At 66.3% G+C, this 25,057-nt stretch carries 23 protein-coding genes; 11 read left to right on the forward strand and 12 right to left on the reverse strand.

What is annotated here, in order from left to right; all coding sequences use genetic code 11:
* The first annotated feature begins 236 nt into the window (after nt 1-236).
* Nucleotides 237-2,378 carry a catalase/peroxidase HPI gene (gene katG, locus Hbl1158_RS15915; RefSeq protein WP_234299634.1) on the forward strand — a complete coding sequence of 714 codons (2,142 nt, stop codon included), beginning with the start codon at nt 237-239 and terminating at the stop codon, nt 2,376-2,378.
* 148 nt (nt 2,379-2,526) lie between these two features.
* On the opposite strand, the gene nth is transcribed toward katG, so the two are convergent.
* Complete coding sequence (nth, locus tag Hbl1158_RS15920) at nt 2,527-3,228, reverse strand: endonuclease III (protein ID WP_234299635.1); 702 nt, start codon at nt 3,226-3,228, stop codon at nt 2,527-2,529.
* A gap of 197 nt (nt 3,229-3,425) precedes the next feature.
* Between nth and Hbl1158_RS15925 the strand changes: the two genes are divergently transcribed.
* Nucleotides 3,426-4,790 (forward strand): MFS transporter, encoded by a 1,365-nt coding sequence (locus Hbl1158_RS15925; RefSeq protein WP_234299636.1) that lies wholly within the window; start codon nt 3,426-3,428, stop codon nt 4,788-4,790.
* A 243-nt stretch (nt 4,791-5,033) separates the two neighbouring features.
* Here Hbl1158_RS15925 and Hbl1158_RS15930 read toward each other — a convergent pair whose 3' ends face one another.
* The 4 genes from Hbl1158_RS15930 to Hbl1158_RS15945 all read right to left on the reverse strand — a co-directional run bounded on the left by Hbl1158_RS15930 (nt 5,034) and on the right by Hbl1158_RS15945 (nt 8,438).
* Nucleotides 5,034-5,969, reverse strand: a complete 936-nt coding sequence (locus Hbl1158_RS15930) for an alpha/beta hydrolase (RefSeq protein WP_234299637.1) — start codon at nt 5,967-5,969, stop codon at nt 5,034-5,036.
* A 48-nt stretch (nt 5,970-6,017) separates the two neighbouring features.
* Complete coding sequence (locus Hbl1158_RS15935) at nt 6,018-6,455, reverse strand: hypothetical protein (protein ID WP_234299638.1); 438 nt, start codon at nt 6,453-6,455, stop codon at nt 6,018-6,020.
* The gene (locus Hbl1158_RS15940; protein ID WP_234299639.1) at nt 6,455-7,354 is read right to left on the reverse strand and encodes a ParA family protein; all 900 of its coding nucleotides are present in this window, start codon (nt 7,352-7,354) and stop codon (nt 6,455-6,457) included. The genes Hbl1158_RS15935 and Hbl1158_RS15940 overlap by 1 nt, the downstream gene beginning before the upstream one ends.
* Before the next feature lie 502 nt (nt 7,355-7,856).
* Nucleotides 7,857-8,438: an FAD-dependent oxidoreductase gene (locus tag Hbl1158_RS15945; protein WP_234299640.1), complete on the reverse strand. Its 582-nt coding sequence runs from the start codon at nt 8,436-8,438 to the stop codon at nt 7,857-7,859.
* A gap of 225 nt (nt 8,439-8,663) precedes the next feature.
* On the opposite strand from Hbl1158_RS15945, the gene Hbl1158_RS15950 reads away from it, so the two are divergent.
* A complete protein-coding gene (locus Hbl1158_RS15950) occupies nt 8,664-9,002 on the forward strand; it encodes a winged helix-turn-helix domain-containing protein (RefSeq protein WP_321169955.1) in 339 nt (112 codons plus the stop codon).
* A gap of 21 nt (nt 9,003-9,023) precedes the next feature.
* Here Hbl1158_RS15950 and Hbl1158_RS15955 read toward each other — a convergent pair whose 3' ends face one another.
* Together Hbl1158_RS15955 and Hbl1158_RS15960 are read right to left on the reverse strand one after the other, a co-directional pair.
* On the reverse strand, nt 9,024-9,476 hold the full coding sequence (locus Hbl1158_RS15955) for a peroxiredoxin (protein ID WP_234299641.1): 453 nt from the start codon (nt 9,474-9,476) through the stop codon (nt 9,024-9,026).
* Between the two features lie 51 nt (nt 9,477-9,527).
* A complete protein-coding gene (locus tag Hbl1158_RS15960; protein WP_234299642.1) occupies nt 9,528-9,890 on the reverse strand; it encodes a hypothetical protein in 363 nt (120 codons plus the stop codon).
* A 459-nt stretch (nt 9,891-10,349) separates the two neighbouring features.
* Here Hbl1158_RS15960 and Hbl1158_RS15965 point away from each other — a divergent pair, with 459 nt between their 5' ends.
* Both Hbl1158_RS15965 and Hbl1158_RS15970 read left to right on the forward strand, forming a co-directional pair.
* On the forward strand, nt 10,350-11,015 hold the full coding sequence (locus tag Hbl1158_RS15965) for a hypothetical protein (protein WP_234299643.1): 666 nt from the start codon (nt 10,350-10,352) through the stop codon (nt 11,013-11,015).
* Between the two features lie 8 nt (nt 11,016-11,023).
* Nucleotides 11,024-11,488, forward strand: a complete 465-nt coding sequence (locus tag Hbl1158_RS15970) for an Hsp20/alpha crystallin family protein (protein WP_234299644.1) — start codon at nt 11,024-11,026, stop codon at nt 11,486-11,488.
* 798 nt (nt 11,489-12,286) lie between these two features.
* Here the strand turns inward: Hbl1158_RS15970 and Hbl1158_RS15975 are convergent.
* A complete protein-coding gene (locus tag Hbl1158_RS15975) occupies nt 12,287-13,555 on the reverse strand; it encodes an orc1/cdc6 family replication initiation protein (protein ID WP_234299645.1) in 1,269 nt (422 codons plus the stop codon).
* 1,153 nt (nt 13,556-14,708) lie between these two features.
* On the opposite strand from Hbl1158_RS15975, the gene Hbl1158_RS15980 reads away from it, so the two are divergent.
* Both Hbl1158_RS15980 and Hbl1158_RS15985 read left to right on the forward strand, forming a co-directional pair.
* On the forward strand, nt 14,709-15,269 hold the full coding sequence (locus Hbl1158_RS15980) for a TRAM domain-containing protein (RefSeq protein WP_234299646.1): 561 nt from the start codon (nt 14,709-14,711) through the stop codon (nt 15,267-15,269).
* 87 nt (nt 15,270-15,356) lie between these two features.
* Entirely contained in the window at nt 15,357-15,956 is a 600-nt protein-coding gene (locus Hbl1158_RS15985; RefSeq protein ID WP_234299647.1) for a hypothetical protein, read from the forward strand.
* A gap of 73 nt (nt 15,957-16,029) precedes the next feature.
* Here Hbl1158_RS15985 and Hbl1158_RS15990 read toward each other — a convergent pair whose 3' ends face one another.
* From Hbl1158_RS15990 to Hbl1158_RS16000, 3 genes are all read right to left on the reverse strand, one after another.
* Nucleotides 16,030-16,419: a universal stress protein gene (locus Hbl1158_RS15990; protein WP_234299648.1), complete on the reverse strand. Its 390-nt coding sequence runs from the start codon at nt 16,417-16,419 to the stop codon at nt 16,030-16,032.
* Nucleotides 16,420-16,644: 225 nt separating this feature from the next.
* Complete coding sequence (locus Hbl1158_RS15995; RefSeq protein WP_234299649.1) at nt 16,645-16,941, reverse strand: hypothetical protein; 297 nt, start codon at nt 16,939-16,941, stop codon at nt 16,645-16,647.
* Nucleotides 16,938-17,324, reverse strand: a complete 387-nt coding sequence (locus Hbl1158_RS16000; RefSeq protein WP_234299650.1) for a transcriptional regulator — start codon at nt 17,322-17,324, stop codon at nt 16,938-16,940. Before Hbl1158_RS16000 ends, Hbl1158_RS15995 begins: the two co-directional genes overlap by 4 nt.
* Before the next feature lie 136 nt (nt 17,325-17,460).
* On the opposite strand from Hbl1158_RS16000, the gene Hbl1158_RS16005 reads away from it, so the two are divergent.
* Both Hbl1158_RS16005 and Hbl1158_RS16010 read left to right on the forward strand, forming a co-directional pair.
* On the forward strand, nt 17,461-18,612 hold the full coding sequence (locus tag Hbl1158_RS16005) for a multicopper oxidase domain-containing protein (protein WP_234299651.1): 1,152 nt from the start codon (nt 17,461-17,463) through the stop codon (nt 18,610-18,612).
* Between the two features lie 199 nt (nt 18,613-18,811).
* Entirely contained in the window at nt 18,812-20,152 is a 1,341-nt protein-coding gene (locus Hbl1158_RS16010) for a hemolysin family protein (protein ID WP_234299652.1), read from the forward strand.
* 145 nt (nt 20,153-20,297) lie between these two features.
* Here the strand turns inward: Hbl1158_RS16010 and Hbl1158_RS16015 are convergent, their stop codons facing one another.
* Nucleotides 20,298-21,392, reverse strand: coding sequence for a Brp/Blh family beta-carotene 15,15'-dioxygenase (locus Hbl1158_RS16015; protein WP_234299653.1), 1,095 nt, complete (start codon nt 21,390-21,392; stop codon nt 20,298-20,300).
* A 106-nt stretch (nt 21,393-21,498) separates the two neighbouring features.
* Between Hbl1158_RS16015 and crtI the strand changes: the two genes are divergently transcribed.
* Nucleotides 21,499-23,103: a phytoene desaturase family protein gene (gene crtI / locus Hbl1158_RS16020; RefSeq protein WP_234299654.1), complete on the forward strand. Its 1,605-nt coding sequence runs from the start codon at nt 21,499-21,501 to the stop codon at nt 23,101-23,103.
* 122 nt (nt 23,104-23,225) lie between these two features.
* On the forward strand, nt 23,226-25,040 hold the full coding sequence (locus tag Hbl1158_RS16025) for a formate/nitrite transporter family protein (RefSeq protein WP_234299655.1): 1,815 nt from the start codon (nt 23,226-23,228) through the stop codon (nt 25,038-25,040).
* The last annotated feature ends 17 nt before the right edge of the window (nt 25,041-25,057 follow it).

Below are 25,057 nucleotides of genomic sequence, written 5' to 3' on the forward strand. Positions count from 1 at the left end.
CGGAGGGTTCGACCGCGACGGGAGGAGACCCGACCGCGGATTTGCACGGCGCTTGGACCGACTGACCGCGTCGGTTCAGACGCCGCGCTGCCGTCGTCGAGCGTTGTCAATTCCGGCACGTGAACCGTATATGAGCGGGATAAACGTTTTTGGATACGGTAGATACATTGGGTAGCTACGAAGGATTCCTTATCGAATGGACAAGCCTAATAGGGAAACGCGACGAAGATCGACTGATGAGTAAATCAAATCAGGACTGGTGGCCCGAACAGGTGGACCTGTCCATCCTCGACCAGAACGCCCGCGACAGCGGTCCGCTGGGCGAGGAGTTCGACTACGCGGCGGCGTTCGAGGAGCTCGACCTCGACGAGGTGAAGGCGGACATCGAGGAGGTCCTGACGACCTCGCAGGACTGGTGGCCGGCCGACTACGGCAACTACGGCCCGCTGATGATCCGGATGGCGTGGCACAGCGCCGGGACGTACCGGACCGCCGACGGGCGCGGCGGTGCCGCCGGCGGCCGACAGCGGTTCGCGCCGATCAACAGCTGGCCCGACAACGCGAACCTCGACAAGGCTCGCCGCCTGCTGTGGCCGGTCAAACAGAAGTACGGCCGGAACCTCTCGTGGGCCGACCTGATGGTCCTGGCGGGCAACGTCGCGATCGAGACGATGGGCTTCAAAACGTTCGGCTTCGCGGGCGGGCGAGAGGACTCCTTCGAGCCTGACGACGCCGTCGACTGGGGGCCCGAGAAGGAGATGGACACCCAGGAGCGCTTCGACGCGGCCGGCGAGATCCAGGAGGGACTCGGCGCGTCGGTGATGGGGCTCATCTACGTGAACCCCGAGGGACCGGACGGCCAGCCCGACCCGATGGCGTCGGCGAAGAACATCCGACAGACGTTCGACCGGATGGCGATGAACGACGAGGAGACGGCCGCGCTCATCGCCGGCGGTCACACGTTCGGGAAGGTCCACGGTGCCGACGACCCCGACGAGAACCTCGGACCCGAGCCGGAGGCCGCGCCCATCGAGGCGCAGGGCTTCGGCTGGGAGAACGACCACGGCTCCGGCAAGGGCGGGGACACGATCACCAGCGGCATCGAGGGCCCCTGGACCCAGTCGCCCACCGAGTGGGACATGGGCTATCTCAACAACCTCCTCGAGTACGAGTGGGAGCCCGAGAAGGGCCCCGGCGGCGCGTGGCAGTGGACCCCCACCGACGAGTCACTCCACGGGAGCGCCCCGGATGCCCACGACCCCGACGAGTCGGTGACGCCGATGATGCTCACGACCGACATCGCGCTGAAGCGCGATCCGGACTACCGAGAGGTCATCGAGCGCTTCCAGGACAACCCCATGGCGTTCGGGACGGCCTTCGCGAAGGCCTGGTACAAGCTGACTCACCGCGACATGGGTCCCCCCGAGCGGTTCCTCGGCCCTGAGGTCCCCGACGAGGAGATGCTGTGGCAGGACCCGCTTCCCGACGCCGACTACGACCTGATCGACGAGGAGGAGGCCGCCTCGCTGAAAGAGGAGATCCTCGACACCCATCTGAGCGTCTCCCAGCTGGCGAAGACCGCCTGGGCGGCGGCGTCGACGTACCGCGACAGCGACAAGCGCGGCGGCGCGAACGGCGCGCGGATCCGGCTGGAGCCCCAGCGGAGCTGGGAGGTGAACGAGCCGGCGCAGTTGGAGGCCGTGCTCGAGACCCTAGAGGACATCCAGACCGAGTTCAACGACTCCCGGTCGGACGACACGCGCGTCTCGTTGGCCGACCTGATCGTCCTGGGCGGGAACGCGGCCGTCGAACGGGCCGCCGCCGAGGCCGGCTACGACGTGGAGGTGCCGTTCGATCCCGGACGCACCGACGCCACGGCCGATCAGACCGACGTGGAGTCGTTCGAGGCGCTCAAGCCGAAGGCCGACGGCTTCCGCAACTACCGCAGCGACGAGGCCGAGCGCCGCGCGGAGGACCTGCTGGTCGACAAGGCCGACCTGCTGGACCTGTCGCCCGAGGAGATGACCGTCCTCGTCGGCGGGATGCGCGCGCTGGGCGCGACGTACCAGGACTCCAACCTGGGCGTCCTCACCGACGAGCCCGGGACCCTCACGAACGACTACTTCGTGAACCTGCTCGGCATGGACACCGAGTGGGAGCCGGTCTCGGACTCTCGTGAGGTGTTCGAGGCCGTCGACCGCGAGACGGGCGAGGTGAAGTGGGAGGCAACCCGCTTCGATCTCATCTTCGGCTCGAACGCCCGCCTGCGCGCCATCAGCGAGGTGTACGCCGGCGAGGACGGCGAAGAGGAGTTCGTCCACGACTTCGTGGACGCCTGGAGCACGGTCATGCGGGCCGACCGCTACGACCTGAAGTGACCGGCCGAACCGAGTCGCGGGCGACGACGCGTCTGAGATAGGTCGCGGCCGCTCGCGACCGCGTTTTCGAAAGACTCCAGGATCCGTCGACAGCAGTCGTCGGAGCGCGTCGCCGCGACCGCCCGGCGGTCAGTACCGCCAGCGCGACTCAGCAGCCCTCGCAGTCGCAGTACGCGTCACAGACTGGGTTGTCGCAGTCGGGGGACCGCGCCGAGCAGTACGTCCGGCCGTGTTCGATGAGGAGGACGTGCAGCGGGTAGGTCAGTTCGTCGGGGACGAGTTCGTCGAGCAGGTCGTGCGTCCGGGCGTTCGAGGTCGATTCGGGAACGAGCCCGAACCGCTTCGAGACGCGCTCGACGTGGGTGTCGACGGCCATCGTCGGCTTGCCGAAGTGGAAGTTGAGGACGACGCTCGCGGTCTTCGGGCCGACCCCCTTGATATCGGTGAGCCAGGACTTCGCCTCGTCGGTCGCCATCGCGTCGAGGAACGCCAGCGAGTACGCGCCGCCGGTCTCCTCGCGGATCGCCGCCAGCGCCCGCTGGATCCGGGCCGCCTTCGTGTCGGCCAGTCCGGCGACGCGGATAGTCTCGGCCAGTTCGTCGGGCGAGGCCTCCTCGATCGCTCGGAAGTCGTCGTACGTCGAGAAGAGCTGCTCGGCGGCGCGATCGGTGTTCTCGTCGGCGACGTTCTGCGAGAGGATCGTCGTGAGGAGCTGTCGGACGCCCTCACCGGGGGCTGCCTCGGCGTCGGCTCCGTGGGCCTCCTCGTCGACCGACCCGTGGAGGTCGGTCAAGTCCCCGTGAAGTTCGCGAACGGCCGCTTCGTCCCACTGATCGGCGTGGCTCGACATGGGTCTCGTTCGGGGCGTCGACGGCTTCAACCCCGCGGCCGGAGGTCGTTTCGGACGGACGTTCTCAGACGGTCGTCCCCCCGTTTTATCGCCCGGGCGCACCCGCCGGGTCGTATGAGGGAACGTCAGCGACCGGCATCGGACGTCGCGTCCGACCGGCGCGACGACGTGCCGGACGCCCGCTGGAGGCGGCAGGAATGAGCCGATCGGAGGAGACCGCCGACTCGCACGGTCCGAACGCGCTGGAGACGTTCCGTCGGTTCTTCGCGCTCGAGCGCGACGTGCTGGTGCTGTCGCTGTCGATGTTCGCGTTCAGCCTGGGCTTTCAGATGACGAACCGCTTCCTCCCGGAGTATCTAGTCGCGCTGGGTGCCTCGGGGTTCGTCGTGGGGCTGTACGGGACCGTCGGCAACGTCATCTCGGCTGTGTACCCGTACCCCGGCGGGGCGCTCTCCGACCGGATCGGCTCGCGATACGCGCTGACGTTGTTCGGACTGGTGTCGACGCTGGGGTTCGGCGTCTGGCTCGTCGCGCCGGGGATCGGCGCGATCGCGGTCGGGGGCATGACCGTCCACCCGTGGATCTGGATCTTCGTCGGCCTGCTGCTCGCGCAGGCGTGGAAGTCGTTCGGGCTGGGCGCGACGTTCGCGGTCGTCAAGCAGGCGACCGACCCCTCGCGGCTGGCGGCGGGGTTCGCCAGCACAGAGACGTTCCGCCGGACTGCCTTCATGATCGGCCCGGTGCTCGCGGCCGTCCTCATCGGCGTCCACCCCGCGTTTACCGTGAGCTTCCAGTACGTGCTCGGGGTGGCGGTCGTCTTCGGTGCCGTCGGGACGGTCGCACAGCACCTCCTCTACGACGCCAGCGAGGACTCCCTCGGTGACTCCTTCGAAGGGCTCGACCAGATCAAGCGGGACCTCCGAGACATGCCGGACCCGCTGCGCCCGCTGCTGGTCGGCGACACGCTCGTCCGATTCGCCAACGGGATGGTGTACGTCTTCTTCGTGCTGGTGATCACGCAGTTCTACGAGGTCGGCTTCGACGCGACGATCCCGGTCGCCGGCGAGTCGATAGCCGTCGGCCTCTCGCCTGAGGCGTTCTTCGGCTACCTGTTGGGCGTCGAGATGGCCGTCGCTCTCGTGTCGATGGCACCGGCGGCGAAGGTCGCCGAACGCGTCGGCCTGAAGCCCGTCGTCGCGCTGGGGTTCGCCGTCTACGCCGTGTTCCCGGTCGTGTTGATCGCCGGACCCGAACTGCTCGCACCCGTCCTCTCGCTCCAGTGGGTGATGGTGCTCGTGTTCGCGTTCTCGGGCCTCCGGTTCGCGGGCCTCCCGTCGCACAAGGCGCTCATCGTCGGCCCCGCCGAGTCGGGGGCCGGCGGCCGCGTCACGGGCACCTACTACCTGCTTCGGAACGCGATCGTCGTCCCCAGCGCGGCGCTCGGCGGCTACCTCTGGGAGTTCGTCAGTCCCGAGGTGGCGTTCACGATCGCCGCCGTCTTCGGGGTGCTCGGGACGGGGTACTTCCTCGCGTTCGGGACGGAGTTCGATGCCTACGCGTGAACTGGGCGTCTCGGAGCGTCACGAGTGACGCCGTACAGGATCGGGGGTCGGCATCGATGAATTCGGTCGTGGCTGAACGCGCCGGTATCGGTATCGGAAACCCCGTTGATAAATTAAATATCGCGATATACACGACGGCCGAACCCCGAACAGATCGGGACCGATCAGACAGCAACGGTGTCAGTCGTTCCCAGCAGGAGGACGGCGCTGTTCGTTCGGTGCGATTCCCCGACACCGGTCGCGTCACTCGTCGCGAAGCGCTCCCGCGAGATCGTCGGCAGCGGCCGCGATAGACGTCCGAGCCCGGTCGACGCCCTGGAGCGTCATGAATCCGTGAACCATGTCCTCGTAGTTGACGTAGTTCGTGTCGACGCCGTCCCGAACCAACTGCTCGGCGTAGGCTCTCCCGCCGTCGCGGAGCGGGTCGAACCCCGCCGTGATCACGGTCGCAGGCGGGACGCCGGAGAGGTCACAGGCGTTCGACGGGTCCGCGTAGGGGTTCCGTTCGTGTACGTCGCTGTCGTAGTAGCACGTTCGGAACCACCGGAGGTCGGCTTCGTCGAGGACGATCCCCGCGTGATCTCGCACGGACTGGTGGTCCTCGTCGATTCCGATCCCGGGGTACACGAGAAGCTGATACGCGATCTCGGGGCCGTCGCGCTCGGCGGCCATGAGCGCGGCGACGGCGGCGAGGGTTCCGCCGGCGGAGTCACCGGCGACGGCCAAGGTGCCGTTTCCGCCGGTCGCGTCCGGGTTCGCCGCCGCCCATTCGACGGCCGCGTAGGCGTCCTCGACGGCCGCGGGGAAGGGGTGTTCGGGCGCGAGGCGGTAGTCGATCGACAGCACGTTACAGCCGCTTTCCCGGACGAGGTGTCGACACAGCCAATCGTGGGTGGCGATGCTCCCGAGGACGAATCCCCCGCCGTGCAGGAACACGACCGTCGGGACGGGGCCGTCCGCCTCGGGTCGATACAGCCGGGCGTCGACGTCGCCCGCGGGGCCCGGGATCGTCCGGTCGACGACGCTCCCGACGCTCGGCGGGTTTCGATTCTGAACCCGAGTCACGACACGACTGACCGCTCGAAGGATCTTGAGTCCGATTCGGCTGTGCGGTATGGGTATCCAGGACTGGCGTCGCACCGCCGCTTCGGCCTGCGGGTCTATCTCGTCCGCTTCCATGCGTCTCTGTTCGTCGTGACGTGACAAAGTACATACCGGTATCGCGGTTCAGTTGGCGTCCGAGTCGACGCCGCGCTCGGCGAGGACGCGCCGTGCGACCTCGTCGGCGTGCTCCGACAGCACGCGGAGTGCGGCGTCGTGGAGTTCCCGTTTGGGAACGTCGCGGACGTCGTTACGTCGGAGCGTCGACTCCACCTCGATCGCGAGCGCGTCCTCGAACGTGTCCCAGGCCCCCTGCCTGGCGTACAGCGGTCGCTGCTTCGCCTCGTCGAACTCGAACGCCGGCGTCGCCGGATCGGCGGTGTCGACGGACCCGTCGCTATCGGAACCGTCGCCGCCCGCGTCTCGGTCGTCCGTACCGCCCTCGTCGTCACTCGTCGCGGCGGGGGTCGCGTCCGAGGAGATCTCCGACGACGTGTCCTCGGAGGCCGCCGCTCTGGCGTCCGCTTCCTCCTGCTCGGCCCTGTCGAGGTCGTCGAACGCCATTAGTGAGTCACCTCGCGCTCGCCACGTTCGCGTTCGATGCCGCCGCGTTCGACGATGCGCGCGAGTTCGTCGTAGTGCGATAGCTGGTCGCACGCGCCGTCGTAGTCGCGAAGCGGCAGTCCGGCGTCGTTGGCGTCGTCGATCGCCGAGCGATACCGGATCCCGGGCAGCGGACCGTCGTAGCTCCCGGCGTCGATGGCGGCCCAGTCCTCGTCGGAGAGTCGACAGAACTCCGGGACGACCGAGTCGGCTATCTCCATCGAGTTGATCTCGCGCAACAGCGCTCGATCGCGACGGTCCTGATCGAGGCGCTGGGACAGTCCGGACGGGACGACCGCCAGGATGTCCAACTCGAAGTACTGGCGCGCCTCTTTCACGAGGCGGTTGACGGTGTTGTGAATCCCGGAGTCGTAGCCAGTTTCGGGGCGGACCGGAATGATCAGGTTGTTGGTCGCGTACAGCGCGTTCTCGTTGAGTTTCCCCTGATTCGCCGGGCAGTCGACGACGATGTAGTCGTACTCCTCGCCCAACAGCGGCTCGATGAGGCGAGCGTTCAGCCGGGTCGACCCCCCCATCGCGTTCTTCAACTGCGTTTGGACGTCCTCCAGGTCCCGATGTGCGGGGAACAGATCGAGCCCGTCGACGACGCTCACGATCGCGTCGGTGGGGTCGCCCTCCTCCAGCAGCACCTCGTGGACGTGGTTGGTGTCGGCCTCGTACGCGTCAGTGAAGCCGAGGTTCTGCGTCATGTGGCCGTTGTCGTCGAGGTCGACGACGAGCGCCGACTCGTTTCTGTGTGCGAGTTCGCGTGCGAGGTTGATCGCCGTCGTCGTCTTGGCGAATCCTCCCTTGAGCACGCCGACGGCGACCGCGCGAGGTTCGAGTTCGTGGTCTGTCATTGTCTCGTCGACGTCGGCTCGGAGCGGGACGGGTGAGGTAGCTACCTTCGCTACGTCACCTATCGAAGCTTAGGTAGCGATTTTTTGTGGGCCGAAGGCAGGTTTCGGCGATCGATCCCGGTCGTACACCGACGGTTGGAACCGTCTACCGCCCCATCACACAAGAAGGTACGCAAGACATCTGAGCCAGCAAACTCAACTAAACTACCTAAGGTAGCTGAGGCAGATACCTTAGGTGAACAATCTCTCTTCTTCGGCTAGTAGATAGTGGGAGCGCTGGAAGTGAGCTTCCGGCAACTGCGTTCTATACCGCCAATAGCTGCAATAGCTACGACTACTACAGTAGTTACAATATCTACAGTAGCTGCGATAGCCACGATAGGTACCATGGATACATGCCTAACCTACGATAGGTAGCGCTCGAGTCGAGAGCATCCACCGGAAAACCGACCGAACGACGAAAGTCGCCTCCGTAGAGAGAGCCAGAACGAGTGTCGCCCGGCTACTCGTCGCTCATTCCGCCGAAGACGCCGTCCGCGTCCGCGGGCACGTCGAAGTCGTGGTAGTGTTCGCCCATCTCCTTCGACAGGATGTTGAGCGCCGCAGCCGCCCCGTCGCCGGCGGAGATAACCGCCTGCCACTCCTCGGCGCGCACCATCGCGCCGGTCGCGTACGCGTCGTCGACGCTGGTCTCCATGTCGACGCCGACGTCGACAACGTCGCCCTCGAACTCACAACCGAGCGACTCTGCCAAGTCCCGATTCGCGCCCGTCGCGAGCACGAGGTACGACCCCTCGACCGATTCGTCGTCGCTGTCTACCCGAAAGCCGTCGTCGGTCGTCGCCACGTCGGTCGCCTCGGTTCCCTGTCGGCGATCGACGCCGAAGCTATCGACCTGTTGCCGAAGCGTTTCGAGGAAGGCCGACCCGTCCTGTGAGCCGATGCCCGGGTAGTTGAACAGGTGCGCCTTGTGCATCCACGTCCCGTCGGTGTCGAACACGGTCGCGTCGAGCCCGTTCTTCTGTGCGAACAGCGCCGCGGTCAGGCCGGCGGGGCCGCCGCCGACGATAACAACGTCAGTCACGATCGTTGAGACATCGCGAGCGGCAATAAGCGTGCGGTCACCAGAACCGCCGACGCCGCGAGAGCCGATACGGGGGGAGTCGAACGATCGAGCAGGCGGTGACACGCGGGTAACTGGGTGACGTGGACGCCCGGAAACGGGTAAGTCGACTCCACTCGTAGAACGCATCGAGTCCGCCGTCACCCGACCGAAGTCGGACGTGTCGGCGGCGGTTCTCGCTGACCAATGACGGGACAATACACGCGTTCGACCGACGCCGAGGAGGGACAGAGCGAGCCGCACGCGATGGGCCGCGAGGACGGCGACGACGAGGCCTTTTCGGAGTTGCCGCCGAGCGCGAAGCTCGTCCACTTCGTGCTGACGCGGGAGGACGAGCGAACCCAAACGCAACTCGTCGAGGAGACGGCGCTGTCGACCCGGACCGTTCGAACCGCGCTCAATCGGCTCGAGGACGCCGGACTCGTCGACGAGTCCGTCTGCTTGCGTGACGCGCGAAAGCGAGTGTACACCCTCACCGGACGGGAGGGCGGCAGCGTCGAATCCGAGGCGGAAGTCGAAGCGTGATCGAAGGCGGGGCCGTCGGCGTCAGTCGTCGGCGACGTGTTCGGATCTCGTGTCCGTCAACACCGAACGAGCGTGCCCGGACGGATCCGCCAGTTCCGGATCGTAGACGGCGGCGACCTCGCCGTCCGCGAGGACGAACGTCCGCCGGTCGGTGTACCCCTCGTCGGTGTCGAGACCGAAGGCGTCCGCGATCTCCCCGTCAGGATCCGCCAGGAGGTCGAACGTGAGTCCCTCCTCGTCGGCGAACCCCGCGTGGCTCTCGACGTCGTCCATCGAGACGCCGTAGACCGTGATCCCAGCCTCGCGGAACTCCGGGAGCGCGTCCTCGAAGTCGTTTGCCTCGATGGTACACCCGCCAGTGAAGTCCTTCGGATAGAAGTAGACGACCGTCGGATCCTCGAACGACGGAGTCACCGACTCGCCGTGTTGGTTGCGCGCTGTCACCGCCGGTGCCGCGTCGCCAGGTTTGATCATAAACGTGCCTGAGTCGCCGGCCAAATAATCGATCCGGGATCGGAACCCGGTTCACGCCCTGGAATCGTCGACTCCGTCCGTTGGGACAGTTTCATCGTCGCTGCCGGACTCACCCCGCTCGCTGTCGCGGCGTCGTCGTCTCTCACCGTCCGGATGGGGGAGTGACTCCCGGTGGAGGTGGTACCACTCCGCGAGCGTTCCCCTGGTCCCTTTCGTTTCGATCGTCACCGATCCATCGAACCCCCACTCGGCGCTGTCGGCGTCCTCGTCGAACGCCAGCGGGACCTCGACTCTGAGGTCGTCGGCTTCCAGTTCGATTCCGCCCTCGCGCTCGATTCCCTCGTCGAGCACGAGTTCCAGCACGTTCAACCAGCGTTTCGGGACTCTGCGCGACGCCGGTGGATCCTCGGTCATGTACCGGTGTACGTGCTCCGGGTACCTGTCGGTTTCCGTCGTTCTGAGTGCACGCGGGGGGGAGGCGTAACCGATCGCGACGGATTCCGTGGGTCTACGGGCCCACCGCGTGACGAAAACAGGTCAGTTCACGGAAACGAAGGCGCGCCCTACGACACGTACGGCGGGGTTAGTACGGTTGCAGTGCGAATTTCGGCGGTTGGATAAGGTGCCCCGTTGGACTGAGTAGGAAGCCCCGTAGCAGCTCGCGCGGGCGACTAACAAAATGCCAGTACCGCGAGAGGTAGAACGCTCCGAACACCGGAGCAAACGCGGATGTTGACACCGGGCGGCGGATCGGCATCAACCGGACGCGCCTGATCCATCGGCACACACGACGCGCCGGTACGCCGACCACCCGGTGACGACGAACGCGTGGGGGAACCACAGGTGAACCAGCAACCGCAACAGCAACCGCAAATGAACCAGCAACCACAACAGCAACCGCAGGGGTACAGCAGTCTTGGGACGATCGGACGGGAACAGCCGACCTCACAGGGGTCACAGGTCGGACAGCGACAGTTCGGACAGCCGCAGTTCGAGCAGTCGCAGTTCGGCCAGCCCGAAAGCGGCGCGAGCCAGTCGATCAGCGCCGTCGGCAACCACCCGAACACGGGCCACCAACAGGTCGGACAGGTGAATCCAGGACAACCGAGTCAGAGCGCGTCGCAGTCGCCGCCCGCGAGCGGGACGTTCCAATCGACGTCACAGACGCAATCGCCGCAGACGGGGATCGAACAGAACGGACAGCAGATCGCGTCGGTGTTACAGGAGCTGGAACGCGTGCTCGACCGGGCGAACGGACACGCGCTCAGGAACGGAAATCCGCGACTCGCACGGATGACCGAGGACCTTGGGGAGATGACCGAAACGGAGCGGAAGCTGATCCTCAGGGAGTCACCGTACGCCGAGTCGTTCCGACAGGCCGTCGTCGGGAGCCTCCAACAGGCTGTACAGGAGTTGCGACAGCAACCGACGGAGGATCCCACCGTTCAGGAGGTTATCACTCGGGTCCAGCAGGCCGCCGAGGCACTTCAGAACGGATCGGTCGAGATCGGACAACAGCCACAACAGCTGTCGTGGTAACGAGATCCGTGGCTACGTTCCCATTCGACCAGGAGTCCGACGGGCCACACGGGGTCGACGCCGCACCGTCACAGTCGACGGGCGTCGATCCGTACAGCTCGCGGACGGCGGTCACGACCGGTGAACAGGCCGGCGTTCTCGGACCGACGACGGCGTACCCGGACGTCGATATCGTCAACGGCACCGACGAGATCGTCGCCTACGTCGACCTCCCGGGGTTCGAACGCGACGACATCCGCGTCAGGATCGATCAACAGACGCTCGTCCTCGACGCACACCGTGAGGGCGAACTGGACGAGTCCGACGCGGTGTATCTCCGCGAACGACCCACGCAGGTCGAGCGAGTGGTTCACCTCCCGGCCGCGGTCAGAGCCGGGGGTGCTGAGGCAGAACTCACGGACGGCGTCTGCGTGATATCGCTGCCGAAGGCCGCCGCCGATCGGTACGAGGAGATTCGGATCCAGTCCGACTGATCGCTCCGGACCATTTCGGACTGATCTGAACAGATCTGACCGAAGTGGGCCCGGACGGATGCGGCGACACGAGGCCGTTCGGACCGACATCGACCCCACGATGTCCGCTGTTCTCGCGGTCGACAGCGACGGCGGGTGAGAACGGCGGACACGGTGGGGTCCGAGCGACGAGAGTCACCCGACGGGTCGGCCGGCACGAATCCCGCCAGGACCGATCGAGTTCGGCGGGCGTGACCGACGACGGGATCGCTCCGATCCGAACGATCGACCCGCTGCGAGAGTACCGACACCACCACGTCCGCTGTTCGAGCGTGAGAAACCGAGGACTATCGACCGAGTTACCCCGAGAGGGACGGTCCACACACCACCATGTCCGCTGTTGTCTACGAATATGGCCGGAGGCGAGAGTGTGTACGGGAGTACTGTGTTACTGAGTGCACGACAACTGGCGGCGTTGCACCACCGCAGCGTGACCTTCGATTCCGTCGTATCCGTTCTGGCACCGACACGGGAAATCCGGGAGCACCCACTCGGATACAAGAACCACCAGCATGTGTGAACTACTAGCGAGAGGTCGAAGGAGGCACCGGGGCACCATCACGTCCGCCGTCGTTGCCGCGTGGGTTCGATCATCGTGTAGATCTGATCATCGTGTAGGTCCGATCATCGTGTAGGTCCGATCATCACGAAGAGACCATCGTCGCAAGGACTCGATCGTCGCGCGAAATCGATGTTCCGTTACCCGTTCGAACTTCCGTTACCCGTTCGAACTCCGAGGGGCGTGGCTTCCGAAGTTGGTCAGTCGTTGGTTCCGAAGTCGGTCACCCTCGCGTCGGTGAGGTCGTTGGCGGAGTCTTCGATGAGGAAGTCCTGCACCGACTGGTGGACGCCGACGTCCTCGACCGTGTCAGACATCGCGTCGAGCAGGAGGTCCACGTCCATGTCGAGGGCGTACTCGCGGTACGTTCCGCCGCGTCTGCCCTCGTTGCGTTCGGTGACGGAGATGATGCCGAGCATCGCCAGCTCCGAGAGGTGATCGCGCATCCGACGCGGAACGAGCGGGTCGCGGTCGGCGGTCTCGGCGAATCGAGTGTATCGCGGGCGAACGTCTCGCGACCTGACGGGAGCCTCGCCCTCGAGATCGAGCGTGAGCAGCGCGTACAACACGAGATGGCCGTGTTGGGTCAATCCGGTTATCCCCTCCTTGATCCGCCCGCGTTCGAGGGCGCGTCGACCGCGATCGACGTGGGACTCGGTGACGTGTTCGGTGTCGTCATCGCGCGCGAGGTCCCCTGCCTTCATCAACAGGTCTATCGACTGGCGGGCGTCGCCCGCGTCCTTCGCGCCGTAGGCGGCACACAGCGGGATGACGCCGGGATCGAGCACGCCCTCGTGGAACGCGACCTCCACACGCTGTTCGAGGATCTTCTGGAGGTCGGTCGCATCGTACGCCGGGAAGTGAATCTCCTGTTCACACAACGACGACCGGACCTTGGGCGAGAGGTCGTCGCGAAACGAGAAGTCGTTGGAGATACCGACGATCCCGATCTTGGCCGTCGAGAGGTTACCGTTCGCACGTGCACGCGGGAGTTGATAGAGAATCGAGTCGTCCTCCACGTGGTCGACCTCGTCGAGGACGATGAGGATCGTCCCACCGCACTCGTCGAGTTCGGTCCACAACATCTCGTAGACGCTGGCACGGGGATAACCGGTGGTGGAAATTTGCTCGGTGTCATCCCGAAACTCGTTGACGAGGCGGGTAGCAACCTGGTACGACGAGGTGAGACCGTCGCAGTTGAGCGCGGTGACGGTGAGCTCGATGTCGTCGTACTGGGCGGCGTCCTGCTGGAGGTGATCGAGCAGGTATCGCGTCGCCGCGGTCTTCCCGACCCCGGTCTTCCCGTACAAGAAGACGTTGTTCGGCTGTTCCCCGTTGATTACCGGTTGAAGCGCCGCACGATAGGTGTCGAGTTCCTCGTCACGGCCGACCAGCTGCTCGGGTTGGTAGTCCTCTCGAAGGGCGTCGCGGTCGCGGTAAATATCGGTATCCCGCTCGAACATCCCCATAGTCAGTTACCTGCTACTGTGCGTCGTAGAACATAAAGCCACCGCGTCCGGAGTGTCCGCTGTTTCCGCTGTTCTTCACACACTTAAATGACGGGTGGAACACACCCCCTCCACTATGTCCGCTGTTGTGAGCGAAACAACCCCCCTCCCCCTCAGGATGCTCGATACAGCTATTTATGTTGCACAAGATTTAAATACACACGAAGAGAGCTAGTCCGTACGGCTGCAACCACAATTTAAATCCCCATATCGATGGGGAAATTAACACCCGACAGCTACCCTCCAGACACCTTTAGACGAGAACAGCGGACAATGTGGGGGGAGAGAGGTACGGGTACGATCTACGTGGATACGCTCTTCGGTATCTCCGATTTACCGGGCTAGGCCTCCGACAAACACCGTCTGACCGGATCGCCCTTCTCTCGGACTCGTGCTCGACACCACGATGTCCGCAGTAATGCCGCTCGTCCTCGTGAAGAACAGCGGACATTGTGGTGTGTCCCGTTCACTCGTCGTACGAGGATTCGGTGTATCCACGCTTATCGTCGCCTGTGGCGTTCCTCCCAGCCGGAAACGACGCTCTATCGATCCCGGAAGGCCGGAACAACCGCGGACATGGTGGGGGTACAAACGGAGCCGATACGCGTCAGTTCCGACCGACCATCGAACCCTCTCCGCTCGGGCATCGGACGGCTCCGAGGTTTCCCGCCACTCTTCCATCGAACGCAACGGTCTCCGAATGTGACCGAGATTAGCGATCTCGGTATCCATTCCTCCATCGCTATCGTCGCGATGGCAGTACCGTCGCTACTCAGCACTTTCCTACTCTCAGCCTCCTACTATCATTCTCCTACTATCACTCTCACCCTCCTACTATCACTCTCAACCTCCCAGTATCACCCCACCATGTCCGCTGTTGTGGGTCGATCGAACGCCTCCTCAGCGAGAACAGCGGACACGGTGGTGTGAGTCGACGACGACTCGAGCAGGGACCGAACGGAGTGCGGACCCTTCAGACCCTTCCATCGAACCGGTTATTTCCGTGGTTCTACCCGAATCATCGATATCTTCGACGTGAAACCCGCGGACTCCGCGGAACACGTCCGCTCGGTTCACATAGTGTTAACAATACGGGCGTACGAACTCGAAGTGAATGGAGATATCCGACGATCTACGCTGTGTATTCAGTGGGGAAATCGAGGAACGAGACGGATCGTACGTAGTAGAAGTCCCGAAGCGCGAACTCGACCTCGCCACACTTCACGCGGGCGAGGTGTACCGTGTCGCCATGCTCGCACCTGACTCGAAATCCTCGGTTTCGGGGTCTGCGAGTCGACTCGGAGCAGCCGGTGACGGGGAGACCAGGGAAACAGGCACGGACGCCGACAGAGCAGTCGGCGCTGACGGAGCAGATGCGGCCGACGAACGAGAAGTCTCCGACGCGAACGCGGGCGCTACCTCGAGCCGAACAGCCGGGTCTCGGGGATCGAGCGGCGAGCCGGAGCCACCGGTCGACCGCGGCGACGAGGTAACCGTCGACATCGAGGGGATCGGCGACCAGGGTGACGGTATCGCGCGCGTCGATCGGGGCTACGTCATAATCGTTCCCGACACGGAGAAGGGCGAACGGGTCCGAATTCGGGTTACGAGCGTGAAACAGAACGTCGCGTTCGCCGAAGTCGTCGACCGCGTCGAACGTCACCAGTACGAGTAGGAGCGCTCCCGATACGTGTCGGAGCGTTCCCGGTTTTCCGTCCGATCCGACCGAACTCGCTTTCCACCCGGCGCGACAACTCGGCGTATGGACGGCGCGGACGACGACCGGACGGTCGAGGAGCTCGCCGAGTACTGTCGGACGCAGGCGGGTCTGCTCTCGGGTCGCGTCGAGCGGATGGGTGAGGAGGCGAGTGCGCTGCTCGACGAGATCGACGAGGGCGTGGCCGATCTCCGCGAGCGTCTTGCAGAGCGCTCGGGAGGGGACGTCCACGGTCCGGAGTCGCCGCCGTCGCCGGACGCGCCCGCAACGGGAGCCGATACCGCACCAGAGCCAGATCCGGCCGGAGAGACGACGGACGACGTGGTCGACCTCGCCGATGCCGAGTCGACGCTTCGCGAGAAACAAGCCGTCGTTGAGGCGACCGAGACCCGGATGCGACTGTTTCGCGACCTCGCGGCCGACTACCTCGAACTCGCGGAGACGATCGGGAAAGAACACGACGACGGCGACCTCGCCCCCGAGGAGGCGATCCGACGGGTCGTCGAGTTCGAGATCGAACGCGACGCGCCGGCATACTTCGAGGAGCGTGAGACGCTCGCGGAGGCGGCCAGTCACGATGAGAACGTCGATCACGACGGAGACACCGAAACCGATATCGACGGTTCGCGTTCGGATGCGGAGTGACGCTCCGACCGACTGGCCACGATAGGTTGACAGTCAAAACTGGCCGTCACGAAGCTACCGTCAGAACCGACCGTCAGGGAACGACAGTTACTGATCGCTCGGCTCCTCGAACGACCGTCTCGGCGGTGCTTCCGAACACGGTCCGTCCGACGAGGCCGCTGCCGTGATGGCCGACGACGATCCGGTCCACGTCGCGGTCTCGGGCTTCCTCCAACACGTCCTTACCGACGCGCTCGGGGAATCGGATCGTCCGGATCTCCGTGTGAACCTCGGGATCGGCGTCGAGTCCGTGGTCGGACAGCGTCTCCTCCACGCGCTCGACGAGTGCGGCCGTCTCGTCGGTTTCGTGCGGAGTGAAGTGAACGACGTGGAGCGATCCGTCGGACCGTACCGCGGTATCGGCGGCCGTTTCCAGCGCGCGAAAGCTGCACTCGGATCCGTCGACGGCGACGAGGATCTCCATGGTCGCCTCGGCCGTCGACGGGAAGGGCCTTGAGGGTGTGGCTCGACGCCGGTCCGATGGCGATTCGATACCGATTGGATACTGGCTCCCGTGGAATGAGCACTCTCATTAAGAGTTACTGATACATCTGATGGCACGTCGACCACGGCGGCATCTCGAGATGTTGGTAACCACGAATTCCCGACTTTCGGTGTCGCAGGTGACACGTTCCGGACCCGGATACCGCTACTCCTGGTACAGCGAGTAAGTGATGAACCCGAAACCGACCATCGTGAGCACGCTCTGGACCAACACACCGTACAGGAGCGGGTCCGAGCCCATGATCGGGAGCACGTCACCGACGAGGTCGACGCCCCCGCCGATCACGCTCCCGACCGTGATGACGGCGAATCCGATGGCCAGCGCCCGGAGGGCATCGGCTCTCGTTCGACGGTAGGCCATCCACGAGAGATAGGTGATCACCGACCCGAACACGAGCGTCAGCGTCTTCGTCGCCGCGATGGCGAGCGTCAGGTGGCTCATCTGTCCGCCTCCTTTCGGACCTGGCCCCACATGTTCGCGAGGCGGTCGGCGGCGTCGTCGGCCGGGCGCTCGACGCTGACGTCGAGCGTTCGATCCTCGGCGAGCGCGATGATCACTTCCTCGAAGTCCGGGCGATACCGAGTCGCGTGGTGGCCGTCCTGTCGGACTTCGACGCTTTCGGCGAGCAGCTGTGCCTCCGACAGTAGGTCGAGTTTACGGTAGGTGGTCGACATGGGTATGTCACACTCCTCGGACACCTCGCCGGCGGTCAGGGGCTCGTCGAGGTGTTCGATGATGGTTCTGCAGTCCGGGTCGTCGAGCGCGTCGAGCACCGGCTGGAGGCTCGGTCCCGGGTCCGCCCCCGGCCGGGAATCGCGCACCATACGGGATCGTACTCCGGTCGCGACTATATGTCCGGTGATCCAGACTTCGACTCGGAACCGGTGATCCCGGTGTCGATCCCAGTAATTGGGAACCGGCTGATCGCCCTTTCTAACCCCGCCCCATACGTGTTCGTGTATGCCTCAGATCGGCGCACCCGGCTCCGGCATGAGTCGGCGCGAGTTCCTGGCTGCAACGGGCGCGACCGGCACCGCGGCGCTTGCGGGGTGTCAGGCTCCGACCGCCGGCGGCGACGAGACGGCCGTCGGAACAGACGGCGGTCCGACCGCGGCGACGGACGAATCCCTGCCGACTACCTCGCCCCCGGAGATCGTCAACGTCGACGAGCAGGGGGGCGAGGTGACGATGAAGACAGTACCGGCCCGTCACGACGTGCACCCCGGCGAGGCGATGGGTGGGCCGATCGAGTTCCCGCAGGTGTGGGCGTTCCAGGCCGACGACGGCGACCCCTCGGTTCCGGGGCCGATCCTCCGGACGACCGAAGGCGAGGACATGACGGTCGTCCTCGACAACACCGACGGACAGCGCCCGCACACGCTGCACTTCCACGGGGTCCAGAAGACGTGGGAGAACGACGGGGTCCCCACGACGACCGGGATCACCGTCGACCCCGGAGAGACCCACGAGTACGAGATTCCCGCGAACGTCCCCGGGACGCACGTCTACCACTGTCACTACCAGACCCAGCGTCACATCGACATGGGGATGTACGGGATCTTCCGCGTCGACCCGGAGGGGTACGAACCTGCGGACAGAGAGTACTTCATGACGGTGAAGGACTGGGACTCGAGCCTTCCGCGGATGATGGCTGGCGAGGACGCCAGCTACTCGCCGCGATCGCGCGATCCCGACGTGTTCACGGTCAACGGGAAGTCGGCACCGCGGACCCTCCATCCCGAAGAGGGCTCGCCGATCATCGTCTCGCAGGGTGACACCGTCCGCGTTCACTACGTCAACAACGGGTACATGAACCACCCCCTACACATCCACAACCATCGGTTCGAACTGGTGGAGAAAGACGGGGGAACGATCCCGGAGGCCGCGCGCCACGAAATGGACATCACCGACATCGCGCCCGCCGAGCGCCACACCATCGAGTTCACGGCCGATTCCGACCCCGGAATCTACCTCATGCACTGCCATAAGGTGAACCACGTGATGAACGGCACCAGCTACCCCGGTGGGATGCTCTCGGGCGTCGTCTACGAGGAGGCGATGGACACCGACATCTTCGCCTCTATCATGGAGTACGCCGGCTACGAGGGCTGATCGCTACGGTCGGCGGTCCGAGCCAGCCGTCCCGGTTCTCGATCCCGGCGATCCGAGCCCACGGTCCCGGTCCTCGACCCGGCGGTCGCCGGCCGCGTCGCTCGAGAACTTAAGTAGCTCGCCGGCGGCGTTCCGGTGTGACTCACAGCCGCCGTATTCTGACTCCCGAGGCGTGCCCGGAACGGACCCGGAGGCCCGAATGGTAGATGTCGTCTTCGCGGCCGGCCGCCTGCTGGTCGCGCTCGTACTCGTCGTGTTGAACGGGTTCTTCGTCGCAGCCGAGTTCGCGCTCGTGCGGGTCCGTTCGACCTCCGTCGACCAGATGGTCGACGAGGGACGCCCCGGGTCGGAGACGCTCGCGGAGGCGATGGACGCGCTCGACAACTACCTCGCCGTGACGCAGTTAGGGATAACCCTCGCCTCACTCGGACTGGGGTGGGCCGGCGAGCCGGCGGTCGCGTCGCTGCTCGAACCGGCGTTGGGCCCGGTACTCCCCCCGAGCGTCGTCCATCTCGTCTCCTTCGGGATCGGATTCGGCCTCATCACGTTCCTCCACGTCGTCTTCGGCGAACTCGCCCCGAAGACGATCGCGATCGCCCGCGCGGAGCGGATCGCCCTGTTGGTGGCACCGCCGTTGAAGCTGTTCTACTACGTGTTCTATCCCGGGCTCGTCGTGTTCAACGGAACCGCGAATGCGTTCACACGGCTGATCGGCATCCCCCCGGCCTCCGAGACCGACGAGACGCTCGAGGAACGAGAGATCCGGATGGTGCTGTCGCGTGCGGGCGAGGAGGGGACCGTCGCCGCCAGCGAGGTCGAGATGATCGAGCGCGTGTTCGACCTCGACGACACCCTCGTCAGGGAGGTGATGATCCCCCGGCCCGACGTGGTAGCCGTCTCCGCGGACGCGACGCTCCCGTCGATCCGCGAGACGGCGCTGTCGGCCGAGTACACGCGGTACCCCGTCGTCGACGCCGCCGACGCCGATCAGGTCGTCGGCTTCATCGACCTGAAAGACGTGTTGCGCGCGAGCGAGTCGGACGATCCGACGGGGACGACCGCGGCCGACATCGCCCGCGACGTGCTCGTCGTCCCCGAGACGACGCCGATCGACGACCTGCTCTTGCAGTTCCGCGACGACCGCCAGCAGATGGCGGCCGTCGTCGACGAGTGGGGCAGCTTCGAGGGGCTCGCGACCGTTGAGGACGTGGTCGAGGCAGTCGTCGGCGACCTCCGGGACGGATTCGACGCCGACGAGCGCGAGCCGTCGGTCCACAGGCGCGCCGATGGGCAGTACGTGGTCGACGGCGGCGCGACCCTGCGGGCGGTCAACGACGCGCTCGGCACGTCGTTCCGGAGCGACGAGTTCGAGACCGTCGCGGGACTGGTCCTCGACCTTCTCGGCCGGGTCCCCGACGCCGGCGACTCCGTCACGGTCGACGACCACGTCGTCGAAGTGACGGCGATGGACGACAGCCGGATCGACGAGCTCACGATCCGACCGGAGCCGTCGTCCGATCCCACCGACGACGATCGGTAGCGGGGTCGCCCCCTCTCGCGCCCACCCGCGAACCCGAGACGTACCGCTGTCGCCCACGATCGGAAGGTGGAGCCACCCCCGGCCGCCCAGACCGAACCGTTGGCGACGCCGTCGCCGACGCCGCCAGCGACCGCCGCACACCCGCCTACGTCGACCAGATACCCCGGGTTCTGTCGAGGTACGACCCGACGACGACGTGCGGGACGGCGATCACGGAGACCGCGACGCTGTAGAAGCCGACCCACCCCGCGGGCGACACGGGAGTCCGCGGCACCGTCACGGCCGCGAGGGCGAACAGCGCCAGCGCCCCGACCCACGGAAGCGCGCCGCCGCGTGCGATCCGCGTGAACACCCCACGGGCCGTCGAGGCTCCCGAATCGCCGGTCGACAGCCTGGCGATCCCGCGGACGGCGTACCAACACGGGAAGTACACGCCGATCGCGACCGCCGGCGGCACGGCGAGGAAGAACCCCACCAGCAACAGCGTCTCCGCCGCGTCGACTCGCCACGTCCGCCCGAACGAGCCACGCACGCCGCCCCACAGGAGGTGGATCGCGACGGCGGCCGCGTAGGTCCCGCCGACGGCCGTCACCGTCGGCGACTCGAACGCCCAGGCGAACGGCGCGAGCGCGCCGGGTTCGAACACGTTCACCATGTAGCCCGCGTACATGCCGTACAGGCCGGGGTCGACGACGTACGCCGGAACGAGCACGGCACCGCCCCGGACGACCACCGCCAGCGCCCGCTGGGGACGGGCGGAGAGGTGGTCGGTCCCGACGAGGCGGTCGAGCACCGCGATCCCGCCGTGTCCCGCCTTCAGCGCCGTGACCGTCACCGCGAGCGCGACCCCGAGTATCGGGCTCAGTACGAACAGGTCGTAGGCGACGACGATCAGCGCGAGGTACGCGAGGACGTACAGCCACCGGATCCGCTCGCCGCGGCCCCGGAGGTTCGCGACGTGCTCGAAGCCGCCGTGATAGAGGCTGACGGTTCCCATCAGTCCGAGGTACGCGAACGCGCGGTACCGCAGGGGAACGGTCACGTCGGCAGCGGCGAGGGCGACGAACGCGACAGCGAGGCCGGCGAACACGACCCGCGAGGCGAGGACGGCCCGTCGCGCCAGCGTCTGCCCGCCGGGCGGGTCGGACGGGCCGCTCACGCCCTCTCGTTCGGTCCCTCCGTCGTCGGACGGCGGGCCGTCGAACTCCTCCCGTGGCGACGAGCGCAGTCCGGTCGACATGGTCGTGATCGATCCCGTTCCTCTCCGGACCTAACGGGGATCCGTGCTTCCCAGCGAGTGGGAATCGGAGTCGGGAACTCCAGGGGGGACCACGTACACGGTCGCGATGTCACGCGATCCGGAACCGGACGCCGCGCCCCTGGCCGACCGGGAGGTCGCCGTGATCGGGGGCGGCATCGGTGGGCTCTCGGCGGCCTGCTACCTCGCGGACGACGGGGCGGACGTCACGGTCTACGAACGCGGCGACCGCGTCGGCGGCGTCGCCGGTCGCATCGAACGCGACGGGTTCGCGTTCGACACCGGTCCCTCGTGGTACCTCCAGCCGGAGGTATTCGAGCGGTTCTTCGCGCACTTCGACCGCGACCCAGGCGACTTCTACGACCTCGTCGAGTTGGACCCCAAGTACCGCGTGTTCTGGACCGACGGCGACCGCGCGAGCGTGCCCGCCGACCGGGCGGCCGTGCGCGACCTCTTCGAGTCCTACGAACCGGGGGCCGGCGAGTCGTTCGAGGCGTACCTCGAACGCGCCCGCGAGGCGTACGAACTGGGCATGGACCGGTTCGTCTACACCGACCGCGACCGCCTGCGGGACATGCTCGACCTCGACGTGCTCAGGTCGGGTCGGGCGCTCCCGCTGTTACGGACGATGGACGAACACGTCGACCGCTACGTCGACCATCCGAAGCTCGAGCAGCTCCTCGAGTACACGCTGGTGTTTCTCGGCGGGTCGCCGTACAACACCCCCGCGCTGTACAGCATGCTCTCGTGGGCCGACCACGGCCTCGGGGTCCACTACCCCGACGGCGGCATGTACCGCGTCGTCGAGGCGCTTCGCGACCTCGGTGACTCCCTCGGCGTCGACTACCGGACCGGGACCGAGGTGACCGCGGTGGCGGGACGGCGGGGAACGTTCTCCCTCTCGCTGGCGGACGCTGGCGGGGACGCCGGCGACGCCGCCGATACGACAGTCGCGTCCGCCGCCGACGCCGCCGCGGACACACCCGACGCCGCGACGGCCGACCTCGTCGTCTGCGACGTTCCGCCGGCCACGGCCGACCGGGACCTCCTGCCCCCGGGAGACCGGATCCGCGGCGACGACGCCTGGAACGACGCCACGTTCGCCCCCTCGGCGTACATGCTGTACCTGGGCGTCGAGGGCGACGTGGAGCCGTTGGCGCACCACTCGTTGGTGCTCCCGACCGACTGGGACGACCACTTCGATTCGATCTTCGAGGACCCGGCGTGGCCCGACGACCCCGCCTACTACGTCAACGTCCCCTCGCGAACGGACGACGGGGTCGCGCCCGACGGGCACGAGACCGTCGTCGTGCTCGTGCCCGTCGCGTCCGGCCTCCGCGACGACCCGACGGCTCGGTCGCGGTTCCGCGACCGGGTGCTGGCGGACCTCGCGGAGACGACCGGCGTCGACCTCCGCGACCGGATCGTCGTCGAGGAGGAGGCCTGCGTCTCCGAGTTCGCGGCCCGGTTCGGCGAGCCGGAGGGCACGGCGCTGGGACTGGCACACACGCTCGACCAGACCGGGCCGCTCCGGCCGAGTCACCGCGCCGGGCCCGACGGGTTCTACCTGGTCGGCTCGGACACCACGCCGGGGATCGGCGTGCCGATGTGTCTGATCAGCGGCGAGCACGCCGCTGCGGCCGTCCGCGGGGACGAGACGGGCTCCGGTCGACTTCCGCTCCCTAGCCGGTAGCCGAACCGTCCGAACAACGTCCCCTCGCGAGCCCGCGTGCTCTTCGCGCCGGCTCCGGTTCGAACCCGTCGGCGGCGACGAGATGATGAAGCTTCTTTACGCCGCTGTCTGAGGTAGGTCGCATGACAGAGCCGGAGGACGACACTCACCCGGAGGGGGACCGGGGGACGACCGACGACGGCGTTCCGGTGTCGGGGTCAGTCGTCCCCGATCGGTTCTCCTCGGACGAGGTGTTCCAGCGGATCGTCGCCGACGCGGACCACGAGATCACCTCCGGGGCTCGCGAGCTGTTCTTCGCCGCCCTCGCCGGCGGGTTCGCGATCACGATCACGCTGCTCGTGTACGCGTCGATGTACCCGCAGACCGACAGCAGCGTCGTCGCGGCGCTGCTGTACCCGATCGGCTTCATCTACATCATCATCGGCGGCTACCAGCTGTACACCGAGAACACGCTCCCGCCGGTGGCGCTGACGCTCGAACGGCTGGCGTCGGTGCCGGCGCTGTTGCGCCATTGGACCATCGTCGCGCTCGGTAACTTCGCCGGCGGCGCGATCGGCGCGGTCGTCCTCGCGTACGGTGGCGTGTTATCTCCGGAGGCGGGGGCTGTGGCCGTGGACCTGGCGGCGACGGGGGTGTACGAGACCACCAACTGGGAGCTGTTCTTCAGGGGCGGGTTCGCCGGACTGATCGTCGCGGGCGTCGTCTGGATGAACTTCGCCGCACAGGACACGATCTCCCGGCTCGTCGTCGTTTACCTCGCGTTTCTCACCATCCCGCTGGGGAATCTCAACCACAGCGTCGTCTCGTTCACCGAGGCGGTGTACCTCATGCTCGTCGGCGACCTGGGGTTCCTGCTGGCGATGACCGACTTCGTGATCCCGGTGCTGGTCGGCAACACCGTCGGCGGCGTCGTGCTCGTCACGGTCGTCAACTACTACCAGACGACGGAGGAGCGTCTCGAGACCGCCCGCTTCGAGAACGTCCGTCGACTGTCGATACGCGAGTCCCTCCTCGGCAGCCTCGCGGGACGGTCGTACGTTCCGATGTTCGACACGGTCGAGGAGTTCGTCCGCGACCCGGACTCCTACCGCATCCTCGTTCCGATCACGAACCCGCGAACCGAGACCCGGCTCGTGGAGATGGCGTGTGCGCTCGCGTCGACCCGGAAGAAGGGCGTCGTCCACGTCGTCCACATGGTGCAGATCCCCTCCGGACCCAGCCACGGGAAGCGTCGAGCCGACCACGACCGAATCAGTGCCGAATCGAACAGACTGCTCGGGGACGTGCGCGACATCGGCGAGCGCTACGAGGCCGACCTGGAGACGTCGACGCTGGTCACGCACCGGTCGTTCGAGGATGTCTTCGACCGGGCGAACCGGACCCGTCCCGACCTGGTGATGATGGGGTGGGCCGACGACGGCGTGTGGGCGTCGGCCCGAGCCGAGCGCCCCATCGACGAGCTGACCAACCGCCTGCCGTGCGACTTCATCGTCGTCAAGGACCGCGGGCTCGACGCCTCTCGCGTGCTCGTCCCGACGGCCGGCGGTCCCAACTCCGTGTTGAGCGCCGACGTCGCCCGCGGACTCAGCGAGGCCCGCGACGCGGAGGTCTCGTTGCTTCACGTCGTCGACGGTCCCGCCGACCGCGAGCGCGGCGAGCGGTTCCTCGCGGAGTGGGCCGCCGAGAACGGACTCGAGGACGCCGACCGCATCGTCGACGACTCCGGCGACGTGGAGGACTCGATCGAGCGGGCGGCCGAGGACAACACGATCGTGCTCATCGGCGCGACCGAACAGGGGCTGCTCTCACGGCTCGTCACCGACTCGCTTCACATGAACATCGCCGACGACGTGGAGGCCTCGCTGCTGTTGGCCGAGCGACCCTCCGATCGAACGCTGTTGAAACGTCTCGTCGGCGCGGGTCGTCGCGACAAGTAACCGCGGTCGCCGACTCC

The organism is Halobaculum sp. CBA1158, from assembly GCF_021431925.1.
GTDB lineage: Archaea > Halobacteriota > Halobacteria > Halobacteriales > Haloferacaceae > Halobaculum.

What these genes read in the sequence shown, in the direction of transcription:
- Hbl1158_RS15955 (WP_234299641.1), bottom strand. Translation starts at nt 9,476, where the DNA reads ATGATCAAACCTGGCGACGCGGCACCGGCGGTGACAGCGCGCAACCAA.
- Hbl1158_RS15985 (WP_234299647.1), top strand. Translation starts at nt 15,357, where the DNA reads ATGGACGGCGCGGACGACGACCGGACGGTCGAGGAGCTCGCCGAGTAC.
- Hbl1158_RS15990 (WP_234299648.1), bottom strand. Translation starts at nt 16,419, where the DNA reads ATGGAGATCCTCGTCGCCGTCGACGGATCCGAGTGCAGCTTTCGCGCG.
- Hbl1158_RS15965 (WP_234299643.1), top strand. Translation starts at nt 10,350, where the DNA reads ATGAACCAGCAACCACAACAGCAACCGCAGGGGTACAGCAGTCTTGGG.
- nth (WP_234299635.1), bottom strand. Translation starts at nt 3,228, where the DNA reads ATGTCGAGCCACGCCGATCAGTGGGACGAAGCGGCCGTTCGCGAACTT.
- Hbl1158_RS15940 (WP_234299639.1), bottom strand. Translation starts at nt 7,354, where the DNA reads ATGACAGACCACGAACTCGAACCTCGCGCGGTCGCCGTCGGCGTGCTC.
- katG (WP_234299634.1), top strand. Translation starts at nt 237, where the DNA reads ATGAGTAAATCAAATCAGGACTGGTGGCCCGAACAGGTGGACCTGTCC.
- Hbl1158_RS15960 (WP_234299642.1), bottom strand. Translation starts at nt 9,890, where the DNA reads ATGACCGAGGATCCACCGGCGTCGCGCAGAGTCCCGAAACGCTGGTTG.
- Hbl1158_RS16005 (WP_234299651.1), top strand. Translation starts at nt 17,461, where the DNA reads ATGCCTCAGATCGGCGCACCCGGCTCCGGCATGAGTCGGCGCGAGTTC.
- Hbl1158_RS15930 (WP_234299637.1), bottom strand. Translation starts at nt 5,969, where the DNA reads ATGGAAGCGGACGAGATAGACCCGCAGGCCGAAGCGGCGGTGCGACGC.
- Hbl1158_RS15950 (WP_321169955.1), top strand. Translation starts at nt 8,664, where the DNA reads ATGACGGGACAATACACGCGTTCGACCGACGCCGAGGAGGGACAGAGC.
- Hbl1158_RS16015 (WP_234299653.1), bottom strand. Translation starts at nt 21,392, where the DNA reads ATGTCGACCGGACTGCGCTCGTCGCCACGGGAGGAGTTCGACGGCCCG.
- Hbl1158_RS16000 (WP_234299650.1), bottom strand. Translation starts at nt 17,324, where the DNA reads ATGGTGCGCGATTCCCGGCCGGGGGCGGACCCGGGACCGAGCCTCCAG.
- Hbl1158_RS16010 (WP_234299652.1), top strand. Translation starts at nt 18,812, where the DNA reads ATGGTAGATGTCGTCTTCGCGGCCGGCCGCCTGCTGGTCGCGCTCGTA.
- crtI (WP_234299654.1), top strand. Translation starts at nt 21,499, where the DNA reads ATGTCACGCGATCCGGAACCGGACGCCGCGCCCCTGGCCGACCGGGAG.
- Hbl1158_RS15925 (WP_234299636.1), top strand. Translation starts at nt 3,426, where the DNA reads ATGAGCCGATCGGAGGAGACCGCCGACTCGCACGGTCCGAACGCGCTG.
- Hbl1158_RS15995 (WP_234299649.1), bottom strand. Translation starts at nt 16,941, where the DNA reads ATGAGCCACCTGACGCTCGCCATCGCGGCGACGAAGACGCTGACGCTC.
- Hbl1158_RS15935 (WP_234299638.1), bottom strand. Translation starts at nt 6,455, where the DNA reads ATGGCGTTCGACGACCTCGACAGGGCCGAGCAGGAGGAAGCGGACGCC.
- Hbl1158_RS16025 (WP_234299655.1), top strand. Translation starts at nt 23,226, where the DNA reads ATGACAGAGCCGGAGGACGACACTCACCCGGAGGGGGACCGGGGGACG.
- Hbl1158_RS15975 (WP_234299645.1), bottom strand. Translation starts at nt 13,555, where the DNA reads ATGGGGATGTTCGAGCGGGATACCGATATTTACCGCGACCGCGACGCC.
- Hbl1158_RS15980 (WP_234299646.1), top strand. Translation starts at nt 14,709, where the DNA reads ATGGAGATATCCGACGATCTACGCTGTGTATTCAGTGGGGAAATCGAG.